The 23,360-nt window shown below is 70.6% G+C and carries 23 protein-coding genes; 16 read left to right on the plus strand and 7 right to left on the minus strand.

The genetic code is table 11. The features are described from left to right. The first annotated feature begins 144 nt into the window (after positions 1 to 144). A complete protein-coding gene (locus tag ACFVH2_RS03460; protein ID WP_378422292.1) occupies positions 145 to 501 on the plus strand; it encodes a cupredoxin domain-containing protein in 357 nt (118 codons plus the stop codon). Here ACFVH2_RS03460 and hutG read toward each other — a convergent pair. From hutG to hutU, 3 genes are read right to left on the minus strand one after another with little or no spacing between them, the layout of a single operon-like run. Continuing rightward, entirely contained in the window at positions 488 to 1,432 is a 945-nt protein-coding gene (gene hutG, locus ACFVH2_RS03465; RefSeq protein WP_378422295.1) for a formimidoylglutamase, read from the minus strand. The two genes, ACFVH2_RS03460 and hutG, sit on opposite strands and share 14 nt — an antisense overlap. Continuing rightward, the gene (gene hutI, locus ACFVH2_RS03470; protein ID WP_378422296.1) at positions 1,429 to 2,610 is read right to left on the minus strand and encodes an imidazolonepropionase; all 1,182 of its coding nucleotides are present in this window, start codon (positions 2,608 to 2,610) and stop codon (positions 1,429 to 1,431) included. Before hutI ends, hutG begins: the two co-directional genes overlap by 4 nt. 4 nt (positions 2,611 to 2,614) lie before the next feature. Then, positions 2,615 to 4,285, minus strand: coding sequence for a urocanate hydratase (gene hutU, locus ACFVH2_RS03475; RefSeq protein WP_378422298.1), 1,671 nt, complete (start codon positions 4,283 to 4,285; stop codon positions 2,615 to 2,617). A 308-nt stretch (positions 4,286 to 4,593) separates the two neighbouring features. On the opposite strand from hutU, the gene ACFVH2_RS03480 reads away from it, so the two are divergent. The 14 genes from ACFVH2_RS03480 to yhjD all read left to right on the plus strand — a co-directional run bounded on the left by ACFVH2_RS03480 (position 4,594) and on the right by yhjD (position 19,888). Beyond that, a complete protein-coding gene (locus ACFVH2_RS03480; RefSeq protein WP_378422300.1) occupies positions 4,594 to 5,817 on the plus strand; it encodes an NADP-dependent isocitrate dehydrogenase in 1,224 nt (407 codons plus the stop codon). A 193-nt stretch (positions 5,818 to 6,010) separates the two neighbouring features. Next, positions 6,011 to 7,183, plus strand: coding sequence for an MFS transporter (locus ACFVH2_RS03485; protein ID WP_378422651.1), 1,173 nt, complete (start codon positions 6,011 to 6,013; stop codon positions 7,181 to 7,183). 62 nt (positions 7,184 to 7,245) lie between these two features. Further along, the gene (locus tag ACFVH2_RS03490; RefSeq protein WP_378422301.1) at positions 7,246 to 10,236 is read left to right on the plus strand and encodes a non-ribosomal peptide synthetase; all 2,991 of its coding nucleotides are present in this window, start codon (positions 7,246 to 7,248) and stop codon (positions 10,234 to 10,236) included. Then, positions 10,233 to 10,955, plus strand: coding sequence for a formyltransferase family protein (locus ACFVH2_RS03495; RefSeq protein WP_378422303.1), 723 nt, complete (start codon positions 10,233 to 10,235; stop codon positions 10,953 to 10,955). The genes ACFVH2_RS03490 and ACFVH2_RS03495 overlap by 4 nt, the downstream gene beginning before the upstream one ends. Next, a complete protein-coding gene (locus ACFVH2_RS03500; protein ID WP_378422305.1) occupies positions 10,952 to 12,001 on the plus strand; it encodes a 3-oxoacyl-ACP synthase III family protein in 1,050 nt (349 codons plus the stop codon). The genes ACFVH2_RS03495 and ACFVH2_RS03500 overlap by 4 nt, the downstream gene beginning before the upstream one ends. A gap of 6 nt (positions 12,002 to 12,007) precedes the next feature. Continuing rightward, entirely contained in the window at positions 12,008 to 12,904 is an 897-nt protein-coding gene (locus ACFVH2_RS03505; RefSeq protein WP_378422307.1) for a hypothetical protein, read from the plus strand. Beyond that, positions 12,901 to 14,577 carry a fatty acid CoA ligase family protein gene (locus ACFVH2_RS03510; RefSeq protein ID WP_378422308.1) on the plus strand — a complete coding sequence of 559 codons (1,677 nt, stop codon included), beginning with the start codon at positions 12,901 to 12,903 and terminating at the stop codon, positions 14,575 to 14,577. Before ACFVH2_RS03505 ends, ACFVH2_RS03510 begins: the two co-directional genes overlap by 4 nt. Further along, positions 14,574 to 14,828 (plus strand): hypothetical protein, encoded by a 255-nt coding sequence (locus ACFVH2_RS03515; protein ID WP_378422310.1) that lies wholly within the window; start codon positions 14,574 to 14,576, stop codon positions 14,826 to 14,828. The genes ACFVH2_RS03510 and ACFVH2_RS03515 overlap by 4 nt, the downstream gene beginning before the upstream one ends. Before the next feature lie 16 nt (positions 14,829 to 14,844). Further along, the gene (locus ACFVH2_RS03520) at positions 14,845 to 15,885 is read left to right on the plus strand and encodes an NAD-dependent epimerase/dehydratase family protein (protein WP_378422312.1); all 1,041 of its coding nucleotides are present in this window, start codon (positions 14,845 to 14,847) and stop codon (positions 15,883 to 15,885) included. 124 nt (positions 15,886 to 16,009) lie between these two features. After that, positions 16,010 to 16,813: an exodeoxyribonuclease III gene (locus tag ACFVH2_RS03525; protein ID WP_378422314.1), complete on the plus strand. Its 804-nt coding sequence runs from the start codon at positions 16,010 to 16,012 to the stop codon at positions 16,811 to 16,813. Next, a complete protein-coding gene (locus tag ACFVH2_RS03530) occupies positions 16,810 to 17,328 on the plus strand; it encodes a ribonuclease domain-containing protein (RefSeq protein ID WP_378422316.1) in 519 nt (172 codons plus the stop codon). The genes ACFVH2_RS03525 and ACFVH2_RS03530 overlap by 4 nt, the downstream gene beginning before the upstream one ends. Beyond that, positions 17,328 to 17,783 carry a barstar family protein gene (locus ACFVH2_RS03535; RefSeq protein WP_378422317.1) on the plus strand — a complete coding sequence of 152 codons (456 nt, stop codon included), beginning with the start codon at positions 17,328 to 17,330 and terminating at the stop codon, positions 17,781 to 17,783. The genes ACFVH2_RS03530 and ACFVH2_RS03535 overlap by 1 nt, the downstream gene beginning before the upstream one ends. Positions 17,784 to 17,796: 13 nt before the next feature. Continuing rightward, complete coding sequence (gene trpS / locus ACFVH2_RS03540) at positions 17,797 to 18,852, plus strand: tryptophan--tRNA ligase (protein ID WP_378422318.1); 1,056 nt, start codon at positions 17,797 to 17,799, stop codon at positions 18,850 to 18,852. 7 nt (positions 18,853 to 18,859) lie between these two features. Continuing rightward, complete coding sequence (gene yhjD / locus ACFVH2_RS03545) at positions 18,860 to 19,888, plus strand: inner membrane protein YhjD (protein WP_378422320.1); 1,029 nt, start codon at positions 18,860 to 18,862, stop codon at positions 19,886 to 19,888. Positions 19,889 to 19,909: 21 nt separating this feature from the next. Here the strand turns inward: yhjD and ACFVH2_RS03550 are convergent, their stop codons facing one another. Genes ACFVH2_RS03550 through ACFVH2_RS03565 form a run of 4 tightly spaced genes read right to left on the minus strand, consistent with a single transcriptional unit; the run spans position 19,910 to position 22,933 of the window. Continuing rightward, positions 19,910 to 21,217: a serine hydrolase gene (locus tag ACFVH2_RS03550; protein WP_378422322.1), complete on the minus strand. Its 1,308-nt coding sequence runs from the start codon at positions 21,215 to 21,217 to the stop codon at positions 19,910 to 19,912. 26 nt (positions 21,218 to 21,243) lie between these two features. Beyond that, positions 21,244 to 22,212, minus strand: coding sequence for a hypothetical protein (locus ACFVH2_RS03555; protein WP_378422324.1), 969 nt, complete (start codon positions 22,210 to 22,212; stop codon positions 21,244 to 21,246). Then, complete coding sequence (locus ACFVH2_RS03560; protein ID WP_378422325.1) at positions 22,209 to 22,724, minus strand: hypothetical protein; 516 nt, start codon at positions 22,722 to 22,724, stop codon at positions 22,209 to 22,211. Before ACFVH2_RS03560 ends, ACFVH2_RS03555 begins: the two co-directional genes overlap by 4 nt. Further along, positions 22,724 to 22,933: a hypothetical protein gene (locus ACFVH2_RS03565; RefSeq protein ID WP_378422327.1), complete on the minus strand. Its 210-nt coding sequence runs from the start codon at positions 22,931 to 22,933 to the stop codon at positions 22,724 to 22,726. Before ACFVH2_RS03565 ends, ACFVH2_RS03560 begins: the two co-directional genes overlap by 1 nt. Positions 22,934 to 23,177: 244 nt before the next feature. Between ACFVH2_RS03565 and ACFVH2_RS03570 the strand changes: the two genes are divergently transcribed. Beyond that, the coding region (locus ACFVH2_RS03570; protein WP_378475688.1) for a hypothetical protein at positions 23,178 to 23,360 on the plus strand (183 nt) is incomplete at its 3' end.

The following is a 23,360-nucleotide window of genomic DNA, read 5'->3' on the forward strand; positions in this document are numbered from 1 at the left end:
GTGTGGCTGGCGATCTTGGGCCTCGCATACCGTCGATTCCTCCGGCCGCGGCTCGCCGGGCCGCCCGAACTCGTCCGGCGGATCAGGTCGCTTGACAACCGTTTCCCGGCCGTCCGCTGCGGTGCGGGCGGCTAGGCTGGAGCGATGAAGACAGCCGCCCGGGTGCTCGTCGCGGGAATCGTTGTCGCCGCCGGTGTTTCGGGGTGCAGCAGTTCGTCGACGTCCAGTACGTCCGCACCGGCGACCGGGCCGGTGGTCGAGGTCGCACACATGGCGTTCACGCCGAATTCGATCACCGTCAGCGCGGGTGAGACGGTTACCTGGAAGTTCGACGACCGCGGCACCCCGCACGACGTGGTCGGTGTCGGGGACGCGAAGTCGGTGCTGCACAGCCCGCCGATGAAGGAGGGCACCTTCAGCTTCACCTTCGCCCAGCCCGGCACCTACCAGTACCTGTGCACGTTCCACCCGGACATGCGCGGGACGGTCATCGTGCGCTGACCACGTGGTGGATCAGCCGGGCCGCGGTGAGCGCGGTCCGGTTGTCGTAGTCGAACCTCGGATTGAGTTCGGCGACGTCGAGCACCGCCAGCGCGCCGCTGCGGGCGACGGTCTCGCACACCCCGGCGATCACCTCGACCGGCACCCCGAACCCGGCTGGGGCGCTGACACCGGGCGCGATCGCCGCGGGCAGCACGTCCAGGTCGATGCTCAGGTGCACCACGTCGACCGCGCCGAGGAACTCATGCACGAACGACTCGACCGCCGGCAGCTTCGCCGCGGTGCACTCCTCGTCGAGCAGGAACCGGGCCCCCACCGAGGCGGCCTGCCCGAAGAGGGCCGGGGTGTTGCTCGGCTGCGCGATGCCCAGCACCGCGTAGCGCAGTGATCGGCCGCGTTCGGCCTCGCTGTCCGCAATCTGGCGGAACGGGGTCCCGGAGCTGGCAACCGGGTCGGCCCGCAGGTCGAAGTGCGCATCGAGGTTCAGCACCCCCAGCCGCGCGCCCGAGTCGAGCAGGGACGAGCCGGCGATGCCGAGGTAGCTGCCGTAGGCCACCTCGTGCCCGCCGCCGAGGACGGTGACGAAGTGCCCGGCGTCGAGCAGTCCGGCGATCACCACGCCGAGCCGGCGCTGCGCGTCCTCGAGATCGCCGTCTCGGACAGCGATGTCGCCCGCGTCGAGGATCCGCAGGGGCTCGGCGAGCGCCAGGGAGGAGAGCGCGTGGCGCGCCGCGACCGGTCCGCGGACCGCGCCGGGCCTGCCCTGGTTGCGCCGCACCCCCTCGTCGCTGCGGAACCCGACCAGCACGCAGGCGCCCGGTTCGGAGTCGGCGGTCAGTGGTGTCACGGCGGCGTGCCAACGCAGGTGCTCGGGCCCCACCCCGTCCTCGCGCCCGGACCAGGGCCGGGGCGCAATGTCGATGCCGCTCATCGCAGTTCGCCGTCCTTCCAGACCTCACGGACCAGCGCCACGCCCGGCCGGTAGGCCAGGTGCAGGTATGAGGGTGCGTCCAGTCCGATCACATCGGCCCGCGCGCCGACGGTGAGGTGTCCGATGTCGGTGCGTCGCAACGCTGCTGCACCCCCCGCCGTCGCCGCCCACACCGCTTCGTCCGGACTCATGCGCAGCTCGCGCACCGCCAGCGCGATGGCGAACGGGATACTGGTGGTGTAGCTGGTTCCGGGGTTGCAGTCCGTGGCGAGCGCGACGGTCGCACCCGCGTCGAGCAGTGCCCGTGCGTCGGGATACCTGTTGTGCGTGCAGAAGTCGGCCCCGGGCAACAGGGTGGCCACGGTCCCGCTCGCCGCCAGCGACTCGACGTCCTCGTCCGTCGCGAAGTTGACGTGGTCCACCGACGCGGCGTTCACTGCGACGGCCAGCCGGATGCCGTCGCCAGGGCCGAGTTGGTTGCCGTGCACGCGTGGGGCGAGCCCGGCCGCGACTCCTGCCTCGAGTACCGCCCGCGACTGGTCGGCGTCGAAGGCCCCGACCTCGCAGAACACGTCGATCCAGCGGGCGTGCGGAGCGCAGACCGGAATCATCCACTCGCACACCGCCTGCACGTACTCGTCCGGGCGCCCCGCGAACTCGGGTGGGGTGACGTGCGCGGCGAGCAGCGTCGTCTCGTCGGTGTACACGGAGGCGATCGAGAGGCTGCGCAGTTCGTCGGCGACGGTCTGCCCGTAGCCAGACTTGCACTCGACCGTCGTGGTCCCCGATCGCAGCGACTCGGCTACCAGGCGCGACGTGTTCGCGCTCAGTTCGGCGTTGGTGGCGTCGCGGGTGGCCGCGATGGTGCCGGCAATGCCGTGAATGTCGTACGGGGTGCCGGTGATCCGGGCGGCGAACTCGTCGGCCCGATCCCCGCCGAAGACCAGGTGCGCGTGGCTGTCGACGAACCCGGGCAGCGCGGCCCGGCCCTCGAGGTCGTGCCGTGCGTACGGGCCGCCCTCGGGAATCCGGGAGCGCGGCCCGACCCATTGGATCAGCCCGTCGCCGAGCACCACCGCGGCATCGTGGATCACCCCGAGCGGGCCCTCTCCCGACGACGCGTCGTTGGTGACCAGGGATCCGATGTTCTCGATGACCGTCCACCGGTCGCCGGCCATGCCGTCACACCTCGCTCATGGGGAGGCGCAGGCCCTGTTCGGCGGCGACCTGGGCGGCCCGGACGTACCCGGCGTCGGCGTGCCGAATCACGGCCGTGCCCGGGTCGTTGGTGAGCACCCGCTCGAGCTTCTGCGCGGCCAGCTCGCTGCCGTCCGCGACGCACACCTGGCCGGCGTGGATGGACCGCCCCATGCCGACCCCGCCGCCCTGGTGGATGGACACCCAGGAGGCCCCGGAGGCGGTGTTGACGAGGGCGTTGAGCAGCGGCCAGTCGGCGATCGCGTCGGAGCCGTCGGCCATCGCCTCGGTCTCGCGGTAGGGGGACGCGACCGACCCGCCGTCGAGGTGGTCCCGGCCGATGACGATCGGCGCGGACAGTTCCCCGGAGGCGACCATCTCGTTGAACTTCAGTCCCGCCAGGTGCCGCTCGCCGCAGCCGAGCCAGCAGATCCGCGCGGGCAGGCCCTCGAAATGCACCTTCTCACCGGCCATTTCGATCCAGCGTCGCAGGTGCTCGTCGTGGGGGAACAGTCCGACGATCGCCCGGTCGGTGGCGGCGATGTCGCGCGGGTCGCCGGACAGCGCCGCCCACCGGAACGGTCCGCGTCCCTCCTCGAACAGCGGCCGGATGTAGGCCGGCACGAAGCCGGGGAATGCGAAGGCCCGGTCGTAGCCGCCCTTGCGTGCCTCGTCGCGGATCGAGTTGCCGTAGTCGAACACCTCGGCGCCGGCATCCATGAACCCGACCATCGCCTCGACGTGCGCGGCCATCGACTCCTGTGCCTGCTCGGTGAACCGGTCGGGGTCCTTGGTGGCCAGTCGGTGCCAGTCCTCGAGTTCGACCCCGATCGGCAGGTAGCTCAGTGGATCGTGTGCGGAGGTCTGGTCGGTGACGATGTTGATCGGCGCGTTCATCGCGAGCAGTCGCGGCAGCACCTCGGCCGCGTTGCCGAGCAGCCCGATCGACAGCGGGTACCCCTCGCTGCGGGCGAGGACGGCCATCTCCAGCGCCGACTCGACGTTCTCGGTCTTCGTGTCGAGGTAGTGGTGGGCGATCCGGCGGTTGATCCGGTCCGGGTCGCACTCGACGCAGATCGCGACGCCGCCGTTCATGGTCACCGCCAGCGGCTGCGCCCCGCCCATGCCACCCAGGCCGGAGGTCAGGGTGATGGTGCCGGCGAGCGAGCCCCCGAACCTCTTGCGCGCGACCGCGCCGAAGGTCTCGTAGGTGCCCTGCAGGATGCCCTGGCTGCCGATGTAGATCCAGGAGCCGGCCGTCATCTGGCCGTACATGGTCAGACCGAGCGCCTCGAGCCGGCGGAACTCCTCCCAGTTCGCCCAGTCGCCGACCAGGTTCGAGTTGGCAATCAGCACCCGCGGCGCCCACTCGTGGGTGCGCAGCACGCCCACCGGCTTCCCCGACTGGACCAGCAGGGTCTCGTCGTCGGCGAGCGTCGCCAGTGTTGCCACGATGGCGTCGAACGCAGCCCAACTGCGGGCGGCCCGCCCGGTTCCGCCGTAGACCACCAGGTCGTCGGGGCGCTCGGCCACCTCCCGGTCCAGGTTGTTCATCAGCATTCGGAGCGCGGCCTCCTGCGGCCACCCGCGGCACGTCAGGTTCGTACCGCGTGGTGCGCGTACCGGTCGGGGACCGGGGGCGGAGTCGTCGGTCATGGTCAGCTCCTGTCGGGAACCGCTACTGTGTGACGTGTCGCACACCCTCCATTGCACTCCGTCGGCGGGTCGGGGACCAGGGTGGCGGTGACCGAACCCCCGAAAGTTACCGGACAGTACGGCGCCCCACCCTCGGGGCACGCGTGGCGGCCCGGGGCGCTAGCAGTACGCTTGTCTTGTTTGGCGCGGAAACCCCGGTTTGCGCGCGCTGTACAGGTTTACTGATTGAGTCGTTCGCGGTCCGCCCACAAAGTGCGATCGCAAACCGTGTGACCAGGGGAAACTTCCTAGGAGGACGCGAAGTACACATGTCGAAGATCAAGGTTGAGGGCACCGTCGTCGAACTCGACGGCGACGAGATGACACGCATTATCTGGCAGTTCATCAAGGACAAGCTGATCCATCCGTACCTCGATGTGAATCTCGAGTACTACGACCTCGGCATCGAATACCGCGACAAGACCGACGACCAGGTCACGATCGACGCCGCGAACGCGATCAAGAAGCACGGCGTCGGCGTAAAGTGCGCGACCATCACCCCGGACGAGGCCCGGGTCGAGGAATTCGGCCTCAAGAAGATGTGGCGTTCCCCGAACGGCACCATCCGCAACATCCTCGGCGGCACCATCTTCCGCGCGCCGATCCTGATCTCCAACGTGCCGCGCCTGGTTCCGGGCTGGACCAAGCCGATCATCGTCGGGCGTCATGCCTTCGGCGACCAGTACCGCGCGACCGACTTCAAGGTCCACCAGGCCGGTACCGTCACCCTCACCTTCACCCCGGAGGACGGCAGCGAGCCGATCCAGCACGAGGTCGTGAAGATGCCCGAGGACGGCGGCGTCGTCATGGGCATGTACAACTTCAAGAAGTCCATCCAGGACTTCGCGCGGGCCTCCCTGTCCTACGGCCTGCAGCAGAACTACCCGGTCTACCTGTCGACGAAGAACACGATCCTCAAGGCCTACGACGGCATGTTCAAGGACGAGTTCCAGCGGATCTACGAGGAAGAGTTCAAGGCGGAGTTCGACGCCGCGGGCCTGACCTACGAGCATCGCCTCATCGACGACATGGTCGCCTCCGCGCTCAAGTGGGAGGGTGGCTACGTCTGGGCGTGCAAGAACTACGACGGCGACGTCCAGTCCGACACCGTCGCGCAGGGCTACGGCTCGCTGGGCCTGATGACGTCCGTGCTGCTGACCCCGGACGGACGGACCTGCGAGGCGGAGGCCGCGCACGGCACCGTCACCCGGCACTACCGCCAGCACCAGCAGGGCAAGCCGACGTCGACCAACCCGATCGCGTCGATCTTCGCCTGGACCCGTGGCCTCGAGCACCGCGGCAAGCTCGACAACACCCCCGAGGTGATCGACTTCGCGCAGCAGCTCGAGGACGTCGTCATCAAGACCGTCGAGGGCGGCCAGATGACCAAGGACCTCGCGCTCCTCGTCGGCGGGGACCAGGGCTACCTGACCACCGAGGAGTTCCTCGGCGCACTCGACGAGAACCTGCAGAAGGCGTACGCGGGCAAGTAGCACCGACCGTTGCACCACGAGGAGGGGCGTCCCGGACACATTCGGGGCGCCCCTCCTCGCGTCCGGGTGAGCGATGTCACCGCCGCTCGCGTGGAGTTTCGACCACCCGCGCGCGGAGAATCGACCGGTGGCTTCGCCGACACTTCCCGCCGCCCGCACGTCCGGGCCGGCGAGCGCTGCCCGGCGACCCGCGATGCTCGCCCTCGCCCTCGGCGGATTCGGGATCGGCACCACCGAGTTCGTCGCGATGGGTCTGCTGCCGGAGATCTCGGCCGGCCTCGGCATCACCGAGCCGACCGCCGGCCACGTCATCTCCGCGTACGCGCTCGGCGTCGTGGTCGGCGCCCCGCTGATCGCGGCCGCGACGGCCCGGGTACCGCGCCGGACCCTGCTGATCGCGCTCATGGTCGCGTTCACGATCGGCAACGTGGCCTCGGTGTTCGCACCCTCGTACGCGACGCTGACGGCGGCTCGGTTCGTGGCGGGCCTGCCGCACGGGGCGTACTTCGGGGTCGCCGCCCTGGTCGCCGCGCACCTCGCCGAACCGGGTCGGCGGGCCAAGGCCGTCGCCATGGTCATGATGGGCCTGTCGGTGGCCAATGTCGTCGGGGTGCCGGTCGCGGCCTGGCTCGGGCAGAGCCTCGGCTGGCGCAGTGCCTTCGCCCTGGTCGCGATCATCGGGGTTACGACGGTCGCCGCCCTGGTCGCCTGGATACCGCGGCTCGACGCCATGCCGACGACCAACCCCGTCACCGAATTGGGCGCCCTCGGGCGGGTGCAGGTGTGGATGACGCTGATCATGGGCATGGTCGGTTTCGGCGGCATGTTCGCGGTCTACTCGTACATCAGCACCACCCTCACCGATCTGTCCGGGGTGCCTCGATCGTTCGTCCCGGTCGCACTGATGCTCTACGGGCTCGGCATGGTCGTCGGCAACCTGGTCGGCGGGCACCTCGCCGACCGGGCGCTGATGAAGGGCCTGGCGGTGTCGATGACCGCGCTGGCGGGGATCCTGGCGCTGTTCGTCCTCGCCGTGCGCAACCCCGTCACCGCGCTGGCGTTCGTGTTCCTGATCGGACTCGCCGGTGCCGCGATGGTCCCGGCGCTGCAGACCCGGCTGATGGACGTGGCGGCCGACGCGCAGACGCTCGCGGCCTCGCTCAATCATGCGGCCCTCAACATCGCCAACGCCTTCGGCGCGTGGATCGGTGGCGTGGTGATCGCGGCGGGCTTCGGGTACGCCGCCCCCGCCGCGGTCGGGTCGTTGCTGGCGCTCGCGGGCCTGGTGGTGCTGGCCGTCGCCGTGCTGCTGCAGCGACGCTCCGCGCGCGCGGTGTGGGGACGGGGCTCGGCCGGGTCCACCTGAACGACCCGCGCCGGGTGTTGGAACACGTTACTATTCGCCCACCCACCAGGCGAGGAGCGACGTTGTCTTCGGCATCCCCCGTATTCACCCGGCCGGTGTCACCGACCGAACGGCTGTACCTGGCCATGCAGACCCTCGCGCCCCCGTTCGCGATCCAGTTGCTGGTCGAAGGTGACGGCGAGATCACCGAACTGGACCTCTCCGTCGCGGTGGCCGGTGCCGCCCAGGCCTGCCCCGGAGCGCGGTTGGTCCGCCGCGGGGACGACTGGGTGGACAGCGGGGTCGCGCCGCCGGTGCACGTGATCGCCGACGCCTGCCTGTCCGGGGAGAACCTCGACGACCATCCGCTGCTGACCCGTCCGCTCGACCCCGTCGTGGGCCCGACGTGTGAGGTCCTGCTGCTGACCGGGTCGCCGAACACCGTCGTGTTCAGGGCATTTCACGGCGTCATGGACGGCAAGGGCGTGCACCTGTGGGCGGCGGAGGTGTTCCGGTTGCTGCGCGGCGAGCGTCCCCTCGGCGCCCCCGCGGCCGTCGCCGACCACACGCTCGTCGAGCGCCTCGGCGTCCGGGGCAAGCCGACGATGATGATCCCTCGGTCCCGCTCGCCGCTGGGGCGGACGAGATCCGTGTGCGGCGAACCCGAATTCCTCTGGCGCAGACGTACGGTCGCGTCGACCTCGCCCGCGGCCGTGGCCCGAATCGCCGAGGTGATCACCGAGGCGGTCGGTCGTCGGACGCGAGTCATGGTCCCGGTCGACATCCGCAGGCACGACCGCGGGCTGCGGTCGACCGCCAACCTGTCGCTGCCGCTGTTCCTCGACTCGGTCCCCGGCGACGGCTGGTCCCGGATCCATGCCAGGCTCCTACGCGGGATGGTGGAGTCGCGCGAACTCGCCGAGATGAACAACGGTGGGCTGCAGAAGATGCCGACCGCCGCGGCCAGGACCGTCATCCGGGCGGGCGTGTTCCTCGGCGCCCGCACCGGCAACAACCTCGTCTCGGCCATCGTGTCCCACACGGGGACGACCGATCTGGGCGAACTGAGCTGTCCGGGATTCGCGGCCACCCGCGTCAGCGGATTGCCGGTGCACACCGGGATGGTGCCGTTGACGATCACGGTGATGGAGTCCGGGGGCCGCACCGAACTGGGTGTGTCCTGCCGCAACGGCGCGGGCGTGGCGCCTCGGCTCGACCGGTTGCTCGACCGGATCGAGGCCGCGCTCGGTGTCGGCGTGGTGCCGAGCCCCGTTGTCGTGCAGACGGACACGGTCGACAACCAGACCGTGACCAGCCTGTTTCGCGACCACGCTCGGTCGGCGCCCCAGTCCCCCGCGGTACTCGGGCCCGAGGGCGAACTGAGCTACGCCGAACTCGACGCGTGGTCCGATGCGATCGCCGCGGAACTGCGCGGTCGCGGGGTGCGACGCGGGGACGTGGTCGCGATCCTGGCACGCCGGACCTTCGCTGCCGTCGCGGGCCACCTCGGAATCCTCAAGGCGGGAGCGGCATTCCTCGCGTTGGATCCGCACCACCCGGACGAACGTATCCGCGGCGTTCTCGAGGAGGCCGCGGTGCGGTGCGCGCTCGTGGAGCGGGAGTACGCCGTGCGGGAGGGGCTCGGCGGGGTGGACACGACGGTGCTCGAGGCCGTCCCGACCCGGTCCGACAACGGGTCGGTCGAGGCATCCGATCTCGCGGAGCCCGGCGACGTCGCCTACGTGACCTACACCTCCGGGTCCACCGGGCGGCCGAAGGGCGTCCAGGTCGAGCACCGGGGCATCGTGAACCTGCTGGGTTCGGTGGCGGACCTGTACCGGTTGGGGCCGGCGACGAGGTTCGCGCACTATCACACTCAGGCTGCCGACATGGCTTGTGCGGCATTGCTTCTCCCGCTGGTTTCGGGTGGTGCCGTGGTACTCGTGCCCGGCGAGGTGAACCACCTCACGCTGGCCGAGATCTTCGAGGGTTTCACGGTGAACACCGCCATGGTGACGCCGAGCCTGCTCGAGGTGGTCGTTCGGCTCGGACTCGAACCGGCCGGGATGCGCACGGTGAGCATCGGCGGCGAGGCACTGCACGAGCCGTTGGCCGTCGCCGCCCTCGCACTGTTCGGTCCGGACTGCCGCGTCCTCAACAGCTATGGGCCCGCAGAGATGTCGATCGTGTGCACTGTCCGCGAGATCGTGACCGTCGATGCGGGCGGGGTGGCGCCGGTGCCGATCGGTCGACCCACCGCGGGCACGACGGTCCACGTGCTCGACGCGACCGGCAGGCCGGTGCGCGAGGGTGAGGTCGGCGAACTGTACTTCGGCGGGCCGCAGGTCGGACGTGGCTACCTGCACCGGCCGGACCTGACCGCTGGGCGGTTCGTCACCCTGCCCGGCGGCGAGCGGGTCTACCGCACAGGCGATCTCGGTCGCGCCCTGCCCGGCGGCGAACTCGAGTTCGCCGGCCGCATCGACGGCCAGGTCAAGATCAGGGGCAACCGGGTCGAACCGGGCGAGGTACAGGCCGCCCTCGCCGCCCATCCCGCGTTCGAACAGGTGGCGGTGGTCCCCGCGCGGCGCGCCGACCGCGGTGACAACGTGCTCGTCGCGTATCTGGTCTCCCGGGGCGATCCGGTACCGGATGCCGGTGCGCTCCGGGAGTTCCTGTCGTGCTCCCTACCGACGTACATGATCCCCGCCGAATTCCATGTCGTCGAGGACATTCCGTTGACCGCCAATGGCAAGCTCGACACGGTGACCCTCGACGGCAGCCGTGCCGGCTCCGTGCCGGTGGCCGTTGCGGCGCCGGTCGACGAGATCGCCGAGATCTGGGCGTCGGTCCTCCGGGTCGACGTGTCGGCCCTCGACGACGAGACCGACTTCTACGAACTCGGTGGTGATTCGCTGGCCGCGGTCGAGATGCTCTCGCAGGTCTCGCGGCGGGTGGTGGGCGCGGGCAACGACGTCGGATTCGTTGCGGACCTGGAGGATCTCGTAGACAGGTTGACGCTGGGTCGGGTCCGGCAGTCGGCGCACCGCGCCCGCGTGCCCGCGCCCCAGTGATCCTGGTCGGCAGCGGCGCGCTGCTGTGGCGGGCCGTGCGGCACGCCGTCGACGTAGGTGCGGTCGTGGACGTGGTGTGCACCCCGTTCGGGTCCATGCCCCCACGCGGACTCGAGTCGGTGCCGCACCTGCCCGTGGCGGACGTCAACGGGCATGCCGAGGTTCTGATCGGTGCCTGCACCGATCAGGTGATCTGGTCGGTCAACAACCCCACCATTCTCGGGCCGGAACTGGTCAACTCGGGCCTGCGGATATACAACGTCCACAACGGCCCGTTGCCCGACTACCGTGGGCTGCCGCAGCTCGCCGTCGTGCACGCGATTCTCGACGGACGAACGGAGTACGCGGCGACTCTGCACGCGGTCGACACGGGCATCGACACCGGTCCCGTTCTCGACACGGAGCCGTTCGCGATCGACGCGCACGACCGCTTCGAGGACGTCATGCTGCGCGGACTACGGGCCTGTCACGACCTGTTCGTGCGGAACCTCGAGGCCGCAGTCGACGACCGGCTCACGCCGGTGCCGGGCTGCGGCGGTGCGCGTCCCGGTAGCTACTTCGGTGCGCGATCGCTGCCGGGGCTGGCCGGCCGCGCCGACCACCCGAACTTCGAACGAGCCACCGCGCTCGGTGTCTTTGCCCCGCACTATCCGGAAATCTCCGCACTCGTCCGCCCGCCGAGGCCGTATCGGCCGACCGATCCAGAGGAGCCACGGTGACCAAGTCCCGATTCGAATCGATAGGTACCTACCTGCCCAGCACGGTCCTGAGCACGAAGGAGTTGGTCGGCAGGCTGGCCACCGCGCCGCCCTTCGACCTCGAGGCCATCACCGGCGTGGTGGACCGACGTGTCTCCGACACCCGCGCCGACAGCTACGAGGACTCGTTCACCCTGGCGCTCAACGCCGCCAGGGACGCGCTGAGCCGATCCCGCTACCGCGCGGACGAGATCGACGTGATCATCTCGACGTCGATCTCGCGTAGCAAGAACCGCGACACCATGTACCTCGAGCCGTCCTTCGCGTCGATGCTGGCCAAGGAACTGGGCGTCCGCGGAGCGGTGACGTTCGACCTGTCCAACGCCTGTGCGGGCATGCTCAGCGGCGTCTACGTCCTCGACCGGATGATTCGGTCCGGTGCGGCGCGGACCGGCCTCGTGGTCAGCGGCGAGCACATCACCCCGATCTCGTCGACCGCGGTCAGCGAGATCTCGGAGAAGTACGACCTGCAGTTCGCCTCGCTGTCCGTGGGCGACTCGGGCGCGGCGGTGGTGCTCGACCGTGCCGTCGACGACGACGACAAGATCGACTACATCGAGTTGATGACGGCCTCCGAGTACTCGAACCTGTGCCTGGGTATGCCCAGCGACAAGACCGCGGGAATCGCGCTCTACACGGACAACCGCAAGATGCACAACGAGTCCCGATTCCTGCTGTGGACGAACGCGCAGAAGGAGTTCCTCGCGGCGCGCGGGCGCACCTTCGCGGACGAGGACTTCGACTTCGTCATCCATCACCAGTTCGGTGCGTCGGCGGTGCTGATGCTGAACGCACTGGGGGAGCGTGAGTTCGAGACGCCGATGCCGCCGCCGCTCAATGTGGTGGAGAAGTACGGCAACACCTCGAGCACGTCCCACTTCGTCGTCCTGCACGACCACCTGAAGGACAAGGCGGTACCCAAGGGGTCGAAGATCCTGATGGTCCCGGCCGCGTCCGGCATCGTCACCGGCTACGTGTCCGCCACGATTTCGTCCCTGGAGGTCTGACTCGTCATGGGTATCGCCATCAAGTCCACCGGCGTGAGTGTTCCCGCCGTGACCACCAGCATCATCGAGCACTCGGCCCGCGCGGCGCGGGCCGCGATGGCGGCCGCGGGCATCGCGGCCGAACAGGTCGGCGTGCTGGTCAACACCGGTATCTACCGCGACTCGAACCTGTTCGAGCCGTCCATCGCCGCGCTGATCCAGCGGGAGGCGGGTATCGGGCTGGAGTATCCGGAGGGCGTCGCCCGCACGTTCTCCTTCGACCTGATGAACGGCGCCTGCGGGGTGCTCAACGCCGTGCAGGTGGCCACCGCTCTGCTCGAAACCGACAGCGCCGAGCACGTTCTCGTGGTCTCGGGCGACACGCATCCGTCGCTGCAGCGGCGTCGGCCCGCCGCGGACTTCCCGTTCGTGACGGCGGGCGCGGCGCTGCTGCTCGAGAAGACGGACGGACCCGAGGGCTTCGGGCCGGTCGCGGTCGCGGAGTCCGAAGGATCCCCCGCCACCGAGGGTTTCGCGGACATGTCGACGATGGGGGTGCACGGCCGTTCCCTCGTCCACGTGGTGCGCGAGGAAGGCTTCGAGCAACGCCTGCTCGAGGTCGCGACCTCGGCCGCGACCTCGGCGATGGGCGCGGACACCGACCCGCTGCGGACGGCGTTGATCTGCTCGCGGCCCACCGAGGGGTTCGGTGCGCTGCTCGCGGGACGACTCGGCCTGCCCGGCGACTCGGTGATCGGCAGCGGTGCGGTGGAGGGCGACGCGCACACCGCGGCGCTCACGGTCGCGTACCACCACGCTGCCGAGGACGCGCTGCTCGCCGGGTACGACCGCGTCCTCTTCGTCGCCGCGGGGGCGGGGCCGAGCGCCGCCGCCGTCGTCTACCGGTTGGCGACGCGGCCGTGACGACGGCACCCCCGCGGGCGCACTGCGGCTCCGTCGAGCGGCTCCGCACGATCGCGGCGGAGCACCCCCGGCGCGACGCGGTGATCCACTCGGTCGACGGAACCGACTCGGGGGCACCGCGATACGAGCGCCTCACGTACCGCGAGCTCGACGACTGGTCCGATCTGCTCGCGCAGCGGTTCGAGGACTGCGGGATCGGACGGGGCATGCGCACGCTGCTGCTGGTGACGCCGGGGCCCGAGTTCTACGCGATCATGTTCGGTCTGCTCAAGGTGTCCGCCGTGCCCGTGGTGATCGACCCGGGAATGGGCCTGCGCCCGATGCTGCGGTGCCTGAAGTCGGTGGCGCCGCAGGCCTTCGTGGGGATCTCGAAGGCGCACCTGCTGCGGCTGGCCTTCCGTCGCACCTTCGCCACGGTGCGCGTGCCGGTGACCGTCGGGCGCCGGGCCTGGGGCGGACACAACCTGCGGTCATGGGGCCGCACCCCCGTCCGCCCGGTGGTGCCGACGCCCGCCGCACCCGACGAGGAGGTGATGATGATCGCCTTCACCACCGGGAGCACCGGCCCGGCCAAGGCGGTCAACCTCACCCACGGAAACCTGGCCGCCATGCTCGAGCAGGTCGACGAGGCCCGCGACCGGGTGCCGCCGGGCACCTCGCTGATCACGTTGCCGATCTTCGGGGTGCTCGACCTGATGCTGGGGTCGCGGTGCGTGCTCCCGCCGATCACGCCGGGCCGGGTCGGCGAGGTGGACCCGGCCCACGTCGTGGACGCGATCGACCGGTTCGAGGTGCGGACCCTGTTCGCCTCGCCCGCGGTGCTGGTGCCGTTGGTGCGGTACGGGCGCGCGCACACCGTCACGCTGCCGTCGGTGCGGTCGGTGTTCTCCGGCGGTGCACCGGTTCCGCACGACGCGATCGCCGGTCTGCGCGAGATGCTGCCCGAGGACGGCGAGGTGTCGGCGGGATACGGCTCGACGGAGGCATTGCCGATGTCGGCGATCGAATCCCGCGAACTGCTCGGCGAACTCGTCGGCCGCGCCCAGGCGGGTGCCGGGACCTGCCTCGGCCGCCCCGCATCGGGGTTGCAGGCACGGATCATCGAGATCACCGACGGTCCCGTCCCGGACCGCTCGGCGGAGCGCGCCGCGGCCGAAGGCGGCATCGGCGAGATCGTGGTGGCCGGGCCCAACGTGAGCACCAGCTACCACTGGCCCGCCGAGGCGAACGCACTCGGAAAGATTCGCGACGGGGACCGGATCTGGCACCGCACCGGTGACCTCGGCTGGATCGACGAGGCCGGCCGGATCTGGTTCTGCGGACGTAAGAGTCAGCGGGTGCGGACGGCCGATGGAACCCTGTTCACGGTGCAGTGCGAACAGATCTTCAACACCGTGCCCGACGTGGCGCGGACCGCACTCGTCGGCGTCGGTCGCGACGCCGACCGGCGACCGGTGCTGTGTGTGGAGTTGCAGCCGGGAGTCCGGGCCGACGAGCGGGCGCGGGTCGAGCGACAGCTGCGCGAACTGGGCGCGCAGAGCCACGTCACGGACACTATCGAGCACTTCCTGTTTCATCCGGGATTTCCGGTCGACATCCGGCACAACGCGAAGATCGGCCGCGAGCAGTTGTCGGTGTGGGCCGGGCGGCAACTGGCGAAGGCGGGCAGATGACCGGCACGCGTGTGGTGCTCCTGCGGGCGGTTCCGGTGCTGGGCTGGCTGTTCCTGGCGATCGGACTGGCCCGTCCGTTCGAGGGCAGGATCCTGCGAGCCCTGTGGTGGACGGATGTCGCGCTCAGTGTCGGAGCGCACGCGGCGCAGGTCCCGATGGCGCTGAAACACGGGCGCCGGCTGGGGCATTCGGACGGGAAGGTGGTCGCGATGACGATGCTGCTCGGTGCGACCTGGTGGAAGACACAGTGACGACGGGAGCGGTGCGGTGAGGGCATTGGTGACCGGGGCGAGCGGGTTCCTCGGTGGGGCGTTGACACGGCGGCTGCTCGCGGACGGCGAGATGGACGTCTCGGTGCTGGTACGGCGCACCAGCGATCTCCGCGATCTCGGTGGCACCTCCCGGCTGACGCTGGTCTACGGGGACCTCGCCGACCGGGAGTCGCTCCGGGCGGCGACCCGCGACGTGGACGTGGTGTTCCACAGCGCCGCGCGAGTCGACGAACGCGGTGTCCGCGAACAGTTCTGGACCGAGAACGTGCAAGCGACGGTGGACCTGCTCGACGCAGCTCGTCGTAGCGGGACGTCGCGATTCGTGTTCGTCTCCAGCCCGAGCGCGTTGATGGAGTACGACGGCGGCGACCAGGTCGACGTGGACGAATCGCTGCCGTACCCGGTGCGGTACCTGAACCTGTACTCGGAGACCAAGGCGGCGGCCGAGCGGCGGGTGCTCGCGGCGAACGGTGCGGACCTGACGACGTGTGCGCTGCGCCCGCGCGCGATCTGGGGTGCGGGGGACCGGTCCGGCCCGATCGTCCGGTTGCTCGCCAAGGCGTCGCGGGGTGCGCTGCCCGACCTGTCCGGCGGAGCGACCGTCCACACCTCGCTGTGTCACGTCGACAACATCGTCGACGCCTGCGTGCGGGCCGCGGCGTCGGACCGGGTCGGCGGCCGCGCGTACTACGTCGCCGACGCGGAACGGACCGACGTGTGGGAGTTCGTCGGGGAGGTCTCGCGGCTGTTCGGGTTCGAGCCGCCGAGCCGGCGGCCGAACCCCCGGGTGCTCGCCGCCGTCGTCGGCGTCACCGAGGCGATCTGGCGGATGCCGTACGTCGCCCAGCGATGGTCGCCGCCCCTGTCGCGATACGTGATCGCGTTGCTCACCCGCAGCGCGACCTTCGACACCGGCGCGGCCGAGCGCGATTTCGGCTATCGGCCGGTGGTCGGCCGGGACGCCGGGCTGAAGGAGTTCAAGGACTGGGTGGACGCGCAGGGCGGCGTCGCGGAACTCGCCAGGACACTGCGGTAGCGCGCTTCCGCTGCCGGGCGAGCGAAGCGACGGGGGATGTGGCGGGCGAGCGAAGCGACGGGGGATGTGGCGGGCGAGCGAAGCGACGGGGGTTGTGTCGGGCCGGTCGGCTACGGTTCCTGCCGTGCCGCACATCATCACCACGGTCAATGTCAACGGCGTCCGCGCCGCCGCCAAGAAGGGGCTGCTCGAGTGGGTCGACGCCACCGAGGCGGACGTGATCTGCCTGCAGGAGACCCGAGCCGACGACAAGCAACTGCGGGCCACGCTGGCGCCCGCCCTCGACGGAGGCTGGCATCTGGCCTCGGCGGAGCCGTCGGCGAAGGGTCGCAACGGCGTCGCGGTGCTCTCGCGCCGGCCCGCCGACGCGGTCCGCGTCGGGCACGGCGACGACGAGTTCGCCGATGCGGGCCGGTATCTGGAAGCCGACTTCGACGAGCTGACGGTCGCCAGCCTCTACCTGCCGTCCGGCGAGGTGGGTACCGCGCGTCAGGAGGAGAAGGAACGCTTCCTCGACTCGTTCGGCCGTCACCTCGCCGCGACGGCCGCGGCGGCGCTCGCCGCGGACCGGCACGTGGTGGTGTGCGGGGACTGGAACATCGCGCACACCGAGCTGGACCTGAAGAACCACAAGGGGAACACGAAGAACTCCGGGTTCCTGCCGAACGAACGCGCATGGATGGGTTCGGTGTTCGGCGAGTTCGGCTGGGTCGACGTGGTGCGCGAGCTGCATCCCGACCTGCCCGGCCCGTACAGCTGGTGGTCCTACCGGGGCAAGGCGTTCGACAACGACTCCGGTTGGCGCATCGACTACCAGGTGTGCACAGCGGCGCTCGCCGAACGGGCGAAGGCGGCGGTGGTCGAGCGCGCCGAGTCCTACGACCGGCGCTGGTCGGACCACGCGCCGGTGACGGTGCAGTACCGATGAACCGGCTGGGGACGCGCTCGCGCATCGTCGTCGGAGTGTTGCTGGTCGTCCTGGTGGGCGTGCTGGCATACGTGTTGGGCGGTCCGCACACGGCGGAGGACGCTTCGGGGTCCGCGTCGACGAGCTCGTCGACGACCGCGGTGACGGGGTCCGCGCCCGTGACCTCCTCGGCCGGCCCGGTCAGCCGAACCGCGGCGCAAGTGACCGCCGGGCCGCGGGGCGTGGTCCCCGCGGCGATCACGGAGGCGGCCTGGGCGACGCTCGCCGAGATCGACGCCGGTCGCTGGCCGGGGTCGGCGAACGCACCGGGCACCAGGGGCGGCGACACCTGGCAGAACCGCGAGGGCACCCTGCCGCGCACGGACCCGGCCGGAGTCAAGGTTGCCTACCGCGAGTGGGACGTGAACCCGAAGAAACGCGGCGAGACCCGCGACGCGGAGCGGATAGTCACCGGTAGCAACGGATCGGCCTGGTACACCGCCGACCACTACACCAGCTTCGCGAGGATGCGCTGATGACCACGCTCACCGAGTTCGTCACCGACCCCACCAACCCGGCCGGGGTGCTGTCCGGCATCACGCGCGCCGCGGACAACGCGGCGCTCGCGCTGACCCGGGCCGGCTACACCGTCCGACTGGTGCGCGGCACGAAGATGCCGACCGTCTCGGCGGTGTTCGACGAGTTCGCGGCGGCCCTGCAGTTCCCGTACTACTTCGGCGGCAACAAGGACGCCTTCGACGAGTGTCTGCGCGACAGCCCGGACTGGCTCGGGGACTCGCGCGGGCTGGTGGTCGTGGTCCGCGACGCCGACGCCCTGCTCGGGTCCGCGCCGGGGGAGCTGGGCTGGTTCGCCGAGGCTCTCGACGACGCCGACGTCCGGCTGATCCTGCAGGCGGAGGCGGGTGCGGCAGGCGATCTGGCGCGACGCTGGCCGGGCACCCGCGGCGGTCCGGCCCACCTGGAGGCATGAAAGGATCGGTGCTATGTCGAGTTCCGAATCGTCTGCACCTGGTTCCGCACCCTCCGCTCCCACCACCCGGCACCGGGTGCTCTCCGGCATCCAGCCGACCGCGGACTCGTTCCACCTCGGCAACTACCTCGGCGCGCTGGCCCAGTGGGTCCCGCTGCAGGACGAGTTCGACGCCTTCTACTTCATCCCGGACCTGCACGCGATCACCGTCCCGCAGGACCCGAAGGAGCTGCGCAAGCGCACCAAGGTGGCCGCCGCGCAGCTGCTGGCCCTGGGCATCGACCCGGCCAAGTCCACGCTGTTCGTGCAGAGCCAGGTACCCGAGCACGCTCAGCTCGCGTGGGTACTCAACTGCATCACAGGATTCGGTGAGGCGAGCCGGATGACCCAGTTCAAGGACAAGTCGGCCAAGCAGGGCACCGAGGCCGCGACCGTCGGCCTGTTCACCTACCCGGTGCTCATGGCCGCCGACATCCTGCTCTACCGCCCGCAGCGGGTGCCCGTCGGCGAGGACCAACGCCAGCACCTCGAGATGGCGCGCGACCTGGCGCAGCGGTTCAACACCCGCTTCGGCAAGTCGTTCGTGATCCCGGAGGCGCAGATGATCAAGGGCACCTCCAAGATCTACGACCTGCAGGACCCGACGTCGAAGATGAGCAAGTCCGCGGCCTCGGAGGCCGGACTGATCAACCTGCTCGACGACCCGAAGATCTCGGCCAAGCGCATCAGGTCCGCGGTCACCGACAACGAGCGTGAGATCCGCTTCGACCGCGAGGCCAAGCCGGGCGTGAGCAACCTGCTGACCATCCAGTCGGCGCTGTCCGGCCGGAGCGTCGACGACCTGGTGCGGGGTTACGAGGGCAAGGGCTACGGCGACCTGAAATCCGACACCGCGGACGTTCTCGTCGAGTTCGTGACCCCGCTCAAGGCGAAGGTGGACGGCTACCTCGCGGATCCGGCCGAGCTGGACCGGATCCTCGACGCGGGCGCGGAGCGGGCCCGCGAGGTGTCCTCCCGGACGCTGGCCACCGTGTATGACAAGGTGGGGTTCCTTCCGCAGAAGGGGTGAACCGTCGGTGCCGGACCTGATGGCGTTTCTCGAGCGTCAACGTGCGGCACGCCCGTGGCTGGACCACCTGATCCGGGCCGGCGGGCGCTACCAACAGCAGAAGGGCGACTACTTCGCCGCCGGGATCACGTACTTCAGTGTGTTCGCGCTGTTCCCGTTGTTGATGGTCGCGTTCGCCGTGACCGGCTTCATCCTGGTCGAGCACCCCGACCTGCTGACGACGATCCACGACTCGATCACCAAGGCGATGCCGGGGGACCTCGGCGTCCAGATCAACCAGCTCATCGACTCGGCGATCGCCGCCCGCAGGACGGTGGGTGTCCTCGGTCTGCTCGTCGCCGCCTACTCGGGTCTCGGGTGGATGGCGAACCTGCGCGAGGCGCTGAGCGCGATGTGGGACCAGCGGCACCCGAGCACCGGCTTCGTGCGCACGAAACTCGTCGACCTGACCAAGCTGGTCGGTCTGCTGCTCGCGGTCGTGGTGTCGATCGGGCTGTCGGTGCTCGCGGACGGCGGCGTCACCCGCACGGTGCTGGACTGGCTGGGCATCGACCACCTCGGGTGGGTGCAGACTTCCGTGCAGGTGCTGTCCTCCCTGTTGGCGATCGCGGCCACCTGGGCGCTGTTCGCGTGGGTCATCGCGCGGCTGCCCCGCGAGCCGATCACACTGCGCAGTGCGGCCCGCGCGGCACTGTTCGCCGCGATCGGATTCGAGGTGTTCAAGCGGCTCGGCGCGATCTACCTCAGGGCGGTCACCAGCGGCCCGGCAGGTTCCGCGTTCGGTCCCATCATCGGTCTGCTCGTGTTCGTCTACTTCACCGCCCGCCTCGTGCTCTTCTCCACCGCATGGGCCGCGACGGCGCGCGAGAACGTGCGTCGAGCCTATGTTCCGCCGCCGGATCCCGCGGTCATCGAGATCACCGCGCCGCCGTCGACCGGTCCCACCGTTGCCGAGGCGATTGCGCTGGTCGGTGCGGGTGCGGTCGCCGCGCTCGGTCTCGGCGGGTTGTTCCGGCGTCGACGTGACCGTCGCTGAGCCGACTGCGGTCGGCCGCGGTCAGCGGTGGCGTCGCTGCAGCTGGCGCGCGGCGAGCAGCAGCACACCGATGACGATGCCGCCGATCAGGGCGACCGTCGTCCCGGACACCCGGTTGGTGCCGCCGGAATTCGCGGCCGACGCGCTGACCGCGCTCGTCGCTCGCTGGGACTGCTCGTCCGGTGGTGCGGCGAGGGTCACCGCCGCGGCCGCGTCCCCGTCCGGTTCGACCAGGGTGCCGACCGAGGTCGACGCGGGCAGGGCGAAGCCGTAGTCGAGCAGTCGGGCGGCCTGCTCCCACGGCCGGATCGGCTTGACGTCGCCGGCCATCAGGGTGACCGCGAGTCTGCGCCCACCCTTCTCCGCGGCCCCGGCGAAGGTCTGACGAGCGTCGTCGGTGTACCCGGTCTTGCCGCCGAGGGCGCCGTCGTAGTTGTAGAGCAGTTTGTTGTCGTTCGACAGGGTGAACGGCGGATGGTCCACGTCGTCCGGGTTGGTCGGGTCCTTCGGGAACCCGGGGAACTGCACGGTCTCGGTGTGGACCAGGTCCGCAAAGGTCTTGTTGCGCATGGCCGCCCGGAAGATGACCGCGAGATCGTAGGGGGAGCTGGACATCCCGGGTCCGTCCAGGCCGGACGGAGTCGCGGTCCGGGTGTCGAGGGCGCCCAGCGCACGGGCGCGCGCGTTCATCTTCGCGACGGCGGCGTCGAGGCCGCCCAGCTGCACGGCGATCGCGTGGGCGGCGTCGTTGCCCGACGCCATCACCAGCCCCTGGAACAGCTGGCGGTTGGTGTAGTGCCCGTTCTTGCCGAGTCCCACGGCGCTGCCCTCGGCGTTCGCGTCGTCGGCGGTGGCGACGACGGTCTTGTCGAGATCCAGCTCGTCGAGTGCCACCAGCGCGAGCAGCATCTTGATGGTGCTGGCAGGCCGGTACCGCCCGTGCGGATCCTTGGCGGCGATCACCTTGCCGGAGTCGAGGTCGGCGAGCACCCAGCCGGTCGCGGAAATGTCGGCGGGCAGCGGGGGTGTGCCGGAGGCGGTGATCGCGCCGCACTCGCCGAGACGCTTGCCGCCGACAGGGTCGTCCGGGATCGGCAGCGGGGCCGGTGCCTGCTGTCCGGGCGCCGGCACCTCGGACTGGTCGATCGCCTGCGGTGGGACGCTCCGGTTCGGGCAGCTGTCGGTGTTCGGGGTGCTGAACGGGGCGCTGGTGGTGGTGCCGGCGGAGGGGTCCGCGGGCGTGGGCTGGGCCGCGGCCACCGGCACAGAGACCAGCGCGATCGCTGCCGCGGCGATCAGGGCCAGTCGGGTTCGTCCACGAGCACTCACGGAGGCACGCTATCGCACGACGGACCTCAGACGGCGGATTGGCCGGGGGAGTTGTACGCGGCGCACACGGCGCCGATCCATCGGCGATCGCTGACCGAGTCGGGTGCGGCGAGCCAAGCCGGGTCGATCGGCTCGGCGTCGCGACGGTGCAGCCACCCGGCGACGGCCGCGGCGTGCTCGGGCAGGCTCGCGGGGGGCGGGGTCGGTTCGGGCTGGAAGATCCCGGCGCCCGCGTGCAGATAGAGCCCGTCGAGGATCTGGGACATGCGGTCGCTGGCCGTGAGCGTGGCGGTCGCGGACCGGTAGTCCGTGTCGAGCAGTTCGGGGTGGGCGGCCGTCAGCGCGATCCACAGGCGGCGGGTCCGGCGGAGGTCGAGTCGGGCGCGCCACCATGCCTCGATCATCACGGATGAACACGCCGCGCTGATCACCACGATGGCCACCGACCACCATGCGGTCTGGGGCGCCAGGTGCTGCCCATCCGGGTCGGCCAACGCGCGTAGGCCGATGCCCGCGACGACCAGGCTGCCCGCGCAGAACAGCCCGATCGCTCGTCCAAGCGGGTTCCAGCGCACGTAGCGGAGCCCCGCGACCACCGCGAACGTCGACGTCGCGGTGAGGAAGAAGTCGGTGAACCGGTGATGGTCGGGTCCGCGGAGCTCGTTCGCCGTGACCGCGATCGCGACCGCCGCGAAGACCGTCGGAAGGGGCCACTGCGGGCCCCTGCTGAGCCGGGGGAAGGAGGCCGTGGCGATCAGGGCGGTGGCCGCACCGAACGCGATCCAGCAGATCTCGAAGCTCGTGGCTGCGGCGTCGGAGTGCCATCCGTCGAGTACCTCGGCGACGGTGGAGGTCCGGATCGTTGCCGCAGCGGTGACCGCGATGGCCGCGATCGCGATCGACACCCGGGCGAGAGAGGGCGGGCGGACCGTCAGTCGCCCGATCCGGGCCCCGACGGCGGTCGAGCAGACGAGGGCTGTCAGCCAGGTGATCATCCGAGGGCCTCGTCGTAGCAGAGCAACGGTCGCCAGTTCTGGTCGCGTTCGAAATGCCCGAGCCGCTGCAGCAGTCGCACCGCGAACGCCTCGGCCTCCCATTCGTGCAGCGACTCGGCGGTCAGGTCCGCCGAAACCGCGGCCCGCTGGCTCAGCATGTACGCGATCAGGTCGTCGTCGGCGGCGAGGGTGGTCTCGGAGATCGCCGCGCCGGGGTGCCGGAAGACGATGTGTCCGATCTCGTGGGCGAGCGTGCGGTCGATACTGGGGAGGCTGCGTGCGAGCACGATCTCGTCGTGGTCGGGGAACTCCCGGCGCTGCCCCCAGACACCGGGTCCGAGGTCTGCGATCTCGATCTCGATCGGGCGTCGACGCGAGGCGGCGAGCGCCTGGGCGATGTCCTCGATGGTGACCGCGTGGGTCTGAGCCGCCATGTCCAGGACAGCGTCGACTGCCGCGAGAACACGGCGGTGCGAGCGCACCGGACGCGAGGTGCCGTCTGTAGCCGCCATCAGGAGGCGGGTCCCAAGAACTCGGCCCGGGCGAGATTGAGCCGGGTGCGGGTGGCGCGTGCGCTCCGGAAACTCGCGAATCCCGTTGCGCCCGCGGCCAGGAGGACAGCGCTCACGCCGGCCGCGGCGGCACCGAGGTCCCCGCCGCGGCGGGTCGATGCTGCCAACTCCACGGTGTCGGCGTCGGGGTCACCGGTGCGGGATGACACGTGCAGATCGGGTGGTGCGGCGGCCACCACACGCTCAGTCAGGGATCCGGACCGAGCCGGCGCGCCGGCGGGCGTGTTCGCCGCGCCGGGTGCGCCGACGGTTGCTGGTGCCTCGGGTGCGCCAGGGGCAGCGGGCCCGCCGGGGGCAGCGGGCCCGCCGGGGGTACCGGGTGCGCCGGGGGCAGGCGCACCGACCACCGGAGGTGCCGGGACGACGGGCGGTGCCGGAGGCGGTCCGGGTGGCATGACAGGCGGAATCCCCACAACGCCCGCAGGCCGGGTTGTCGTGGTCGACCGAGTCGTGGTCGCGGCGACTGTGGTCGTCGGGGTCGCTGTGGTGGTCGGGACGGTCGTGGTGGTGGGGACGGCTGTGGTGGTGGGGACCGCTGTGGTGGTCGGGACGGCCGTGGTGGTGGGAACCGCTGTG

Origin of the sequence: Rhodococcus sp. NPDC127527, from assembly GCF_042672245.1 — a bacterium.
GTDB lineage: Bacteria > Actinomycetota > Actinomycetes > Mycobacteriales > Mycobacteriaceae > Rhodococcus_G.

Bases quoted from the DNA above. Each gene is read 5' to 3' on its own strand.
- ACFVH2_RS03460 (WP_378422292.1), top strand. From the start codon at position 145: ATGAAGACAGCCGCCCGGGTGCTCGTCGCGGGAATCGTTGTCGCCGCC.
- hutG (WP_378422295.1), bottom strand. From the start codon at position 1,432: ATGAGCGGCATCGACATTGCGCCCCGGCCCTGGTCCGGGCGCGAGGAC.
- hutI (WP_378422296.1), bottom strand. From the start codon at position 2,610: ATGGCCGGCGACCGGTGGACGGTCATCGAGAACATCGGATCCCTGGTC.
- hutU (WP_378422298.1), bottom strand. From the start codon at position 4,285: ATGACCGACGACTCCGCCCCCGGTCCCCGACCGGTACGCGCACCACGC.
- ACFVH2_RS03480 (WP_378422300.1), top strand. From the start codon at position 4,594: ATGTCGAAGATCAAGGTTGAGGGCACCGTCGTCGAACTCGACGGCGAC.
- ACFVH2_RS03485 (WP_378422651.1), top strand. From the start codon at position 6,011: ATGCTCGCCCTCGCCCTCGGCGGATTCGGGATCGGCACCACCGAGTTC.
- ACFVH2_RS03505 (WP_378422307.1), top strand. From the start codon at position 12,008: ATGGGTATCGCCATCAAGTCCACCGGCGTGAGTGTTCCCGCCGTGACC.
- ACFVH2_RS03515 (WP_378422310.1), top strand. From the start codon at position 14,574: ATGACCGGCACGCGTGTGGTGCTCCTGCGGGCGGTTCCGGTGCTGGGC.
- ACFVH2_RS03530 (WP_378422316.1), top strand. From the start codon at position 16,810: ATGAACCGGCTGGGGACGCGCTCGCGCATCGTCGTCGGAGTGTTGCTG.
- ACFVH2_RS03535 (WP_378422317.1), top strand. From the start codon at position 17,328: ATGACCACGCTCACCGAGTTCGTCACCGACCCCACCAACCCGGCCGGG.
- trpS (WP_378422318.1), top strand. From the start codon at position 17,797: ATGTCGAGTTCCGAATCGTCTGCACCTGGTTCCGCACCCTCCGCTCCC.
- ACFVH2_RS03555 (WP_378422324.1), bottom strand. From the start codon at position 22,212: ATGATCACCTGGCTGACAGCCCTCGTCTGCTCGACCGCCGTCGGGGCC.
- ACFVH2_RS03560 (WP_378422325.1), bottom strand. From the start codon at position 22,724: ATGGCGGCTACAGACGGCACCTCGCGTCCGGTGCGCTCGCACCGCCGT.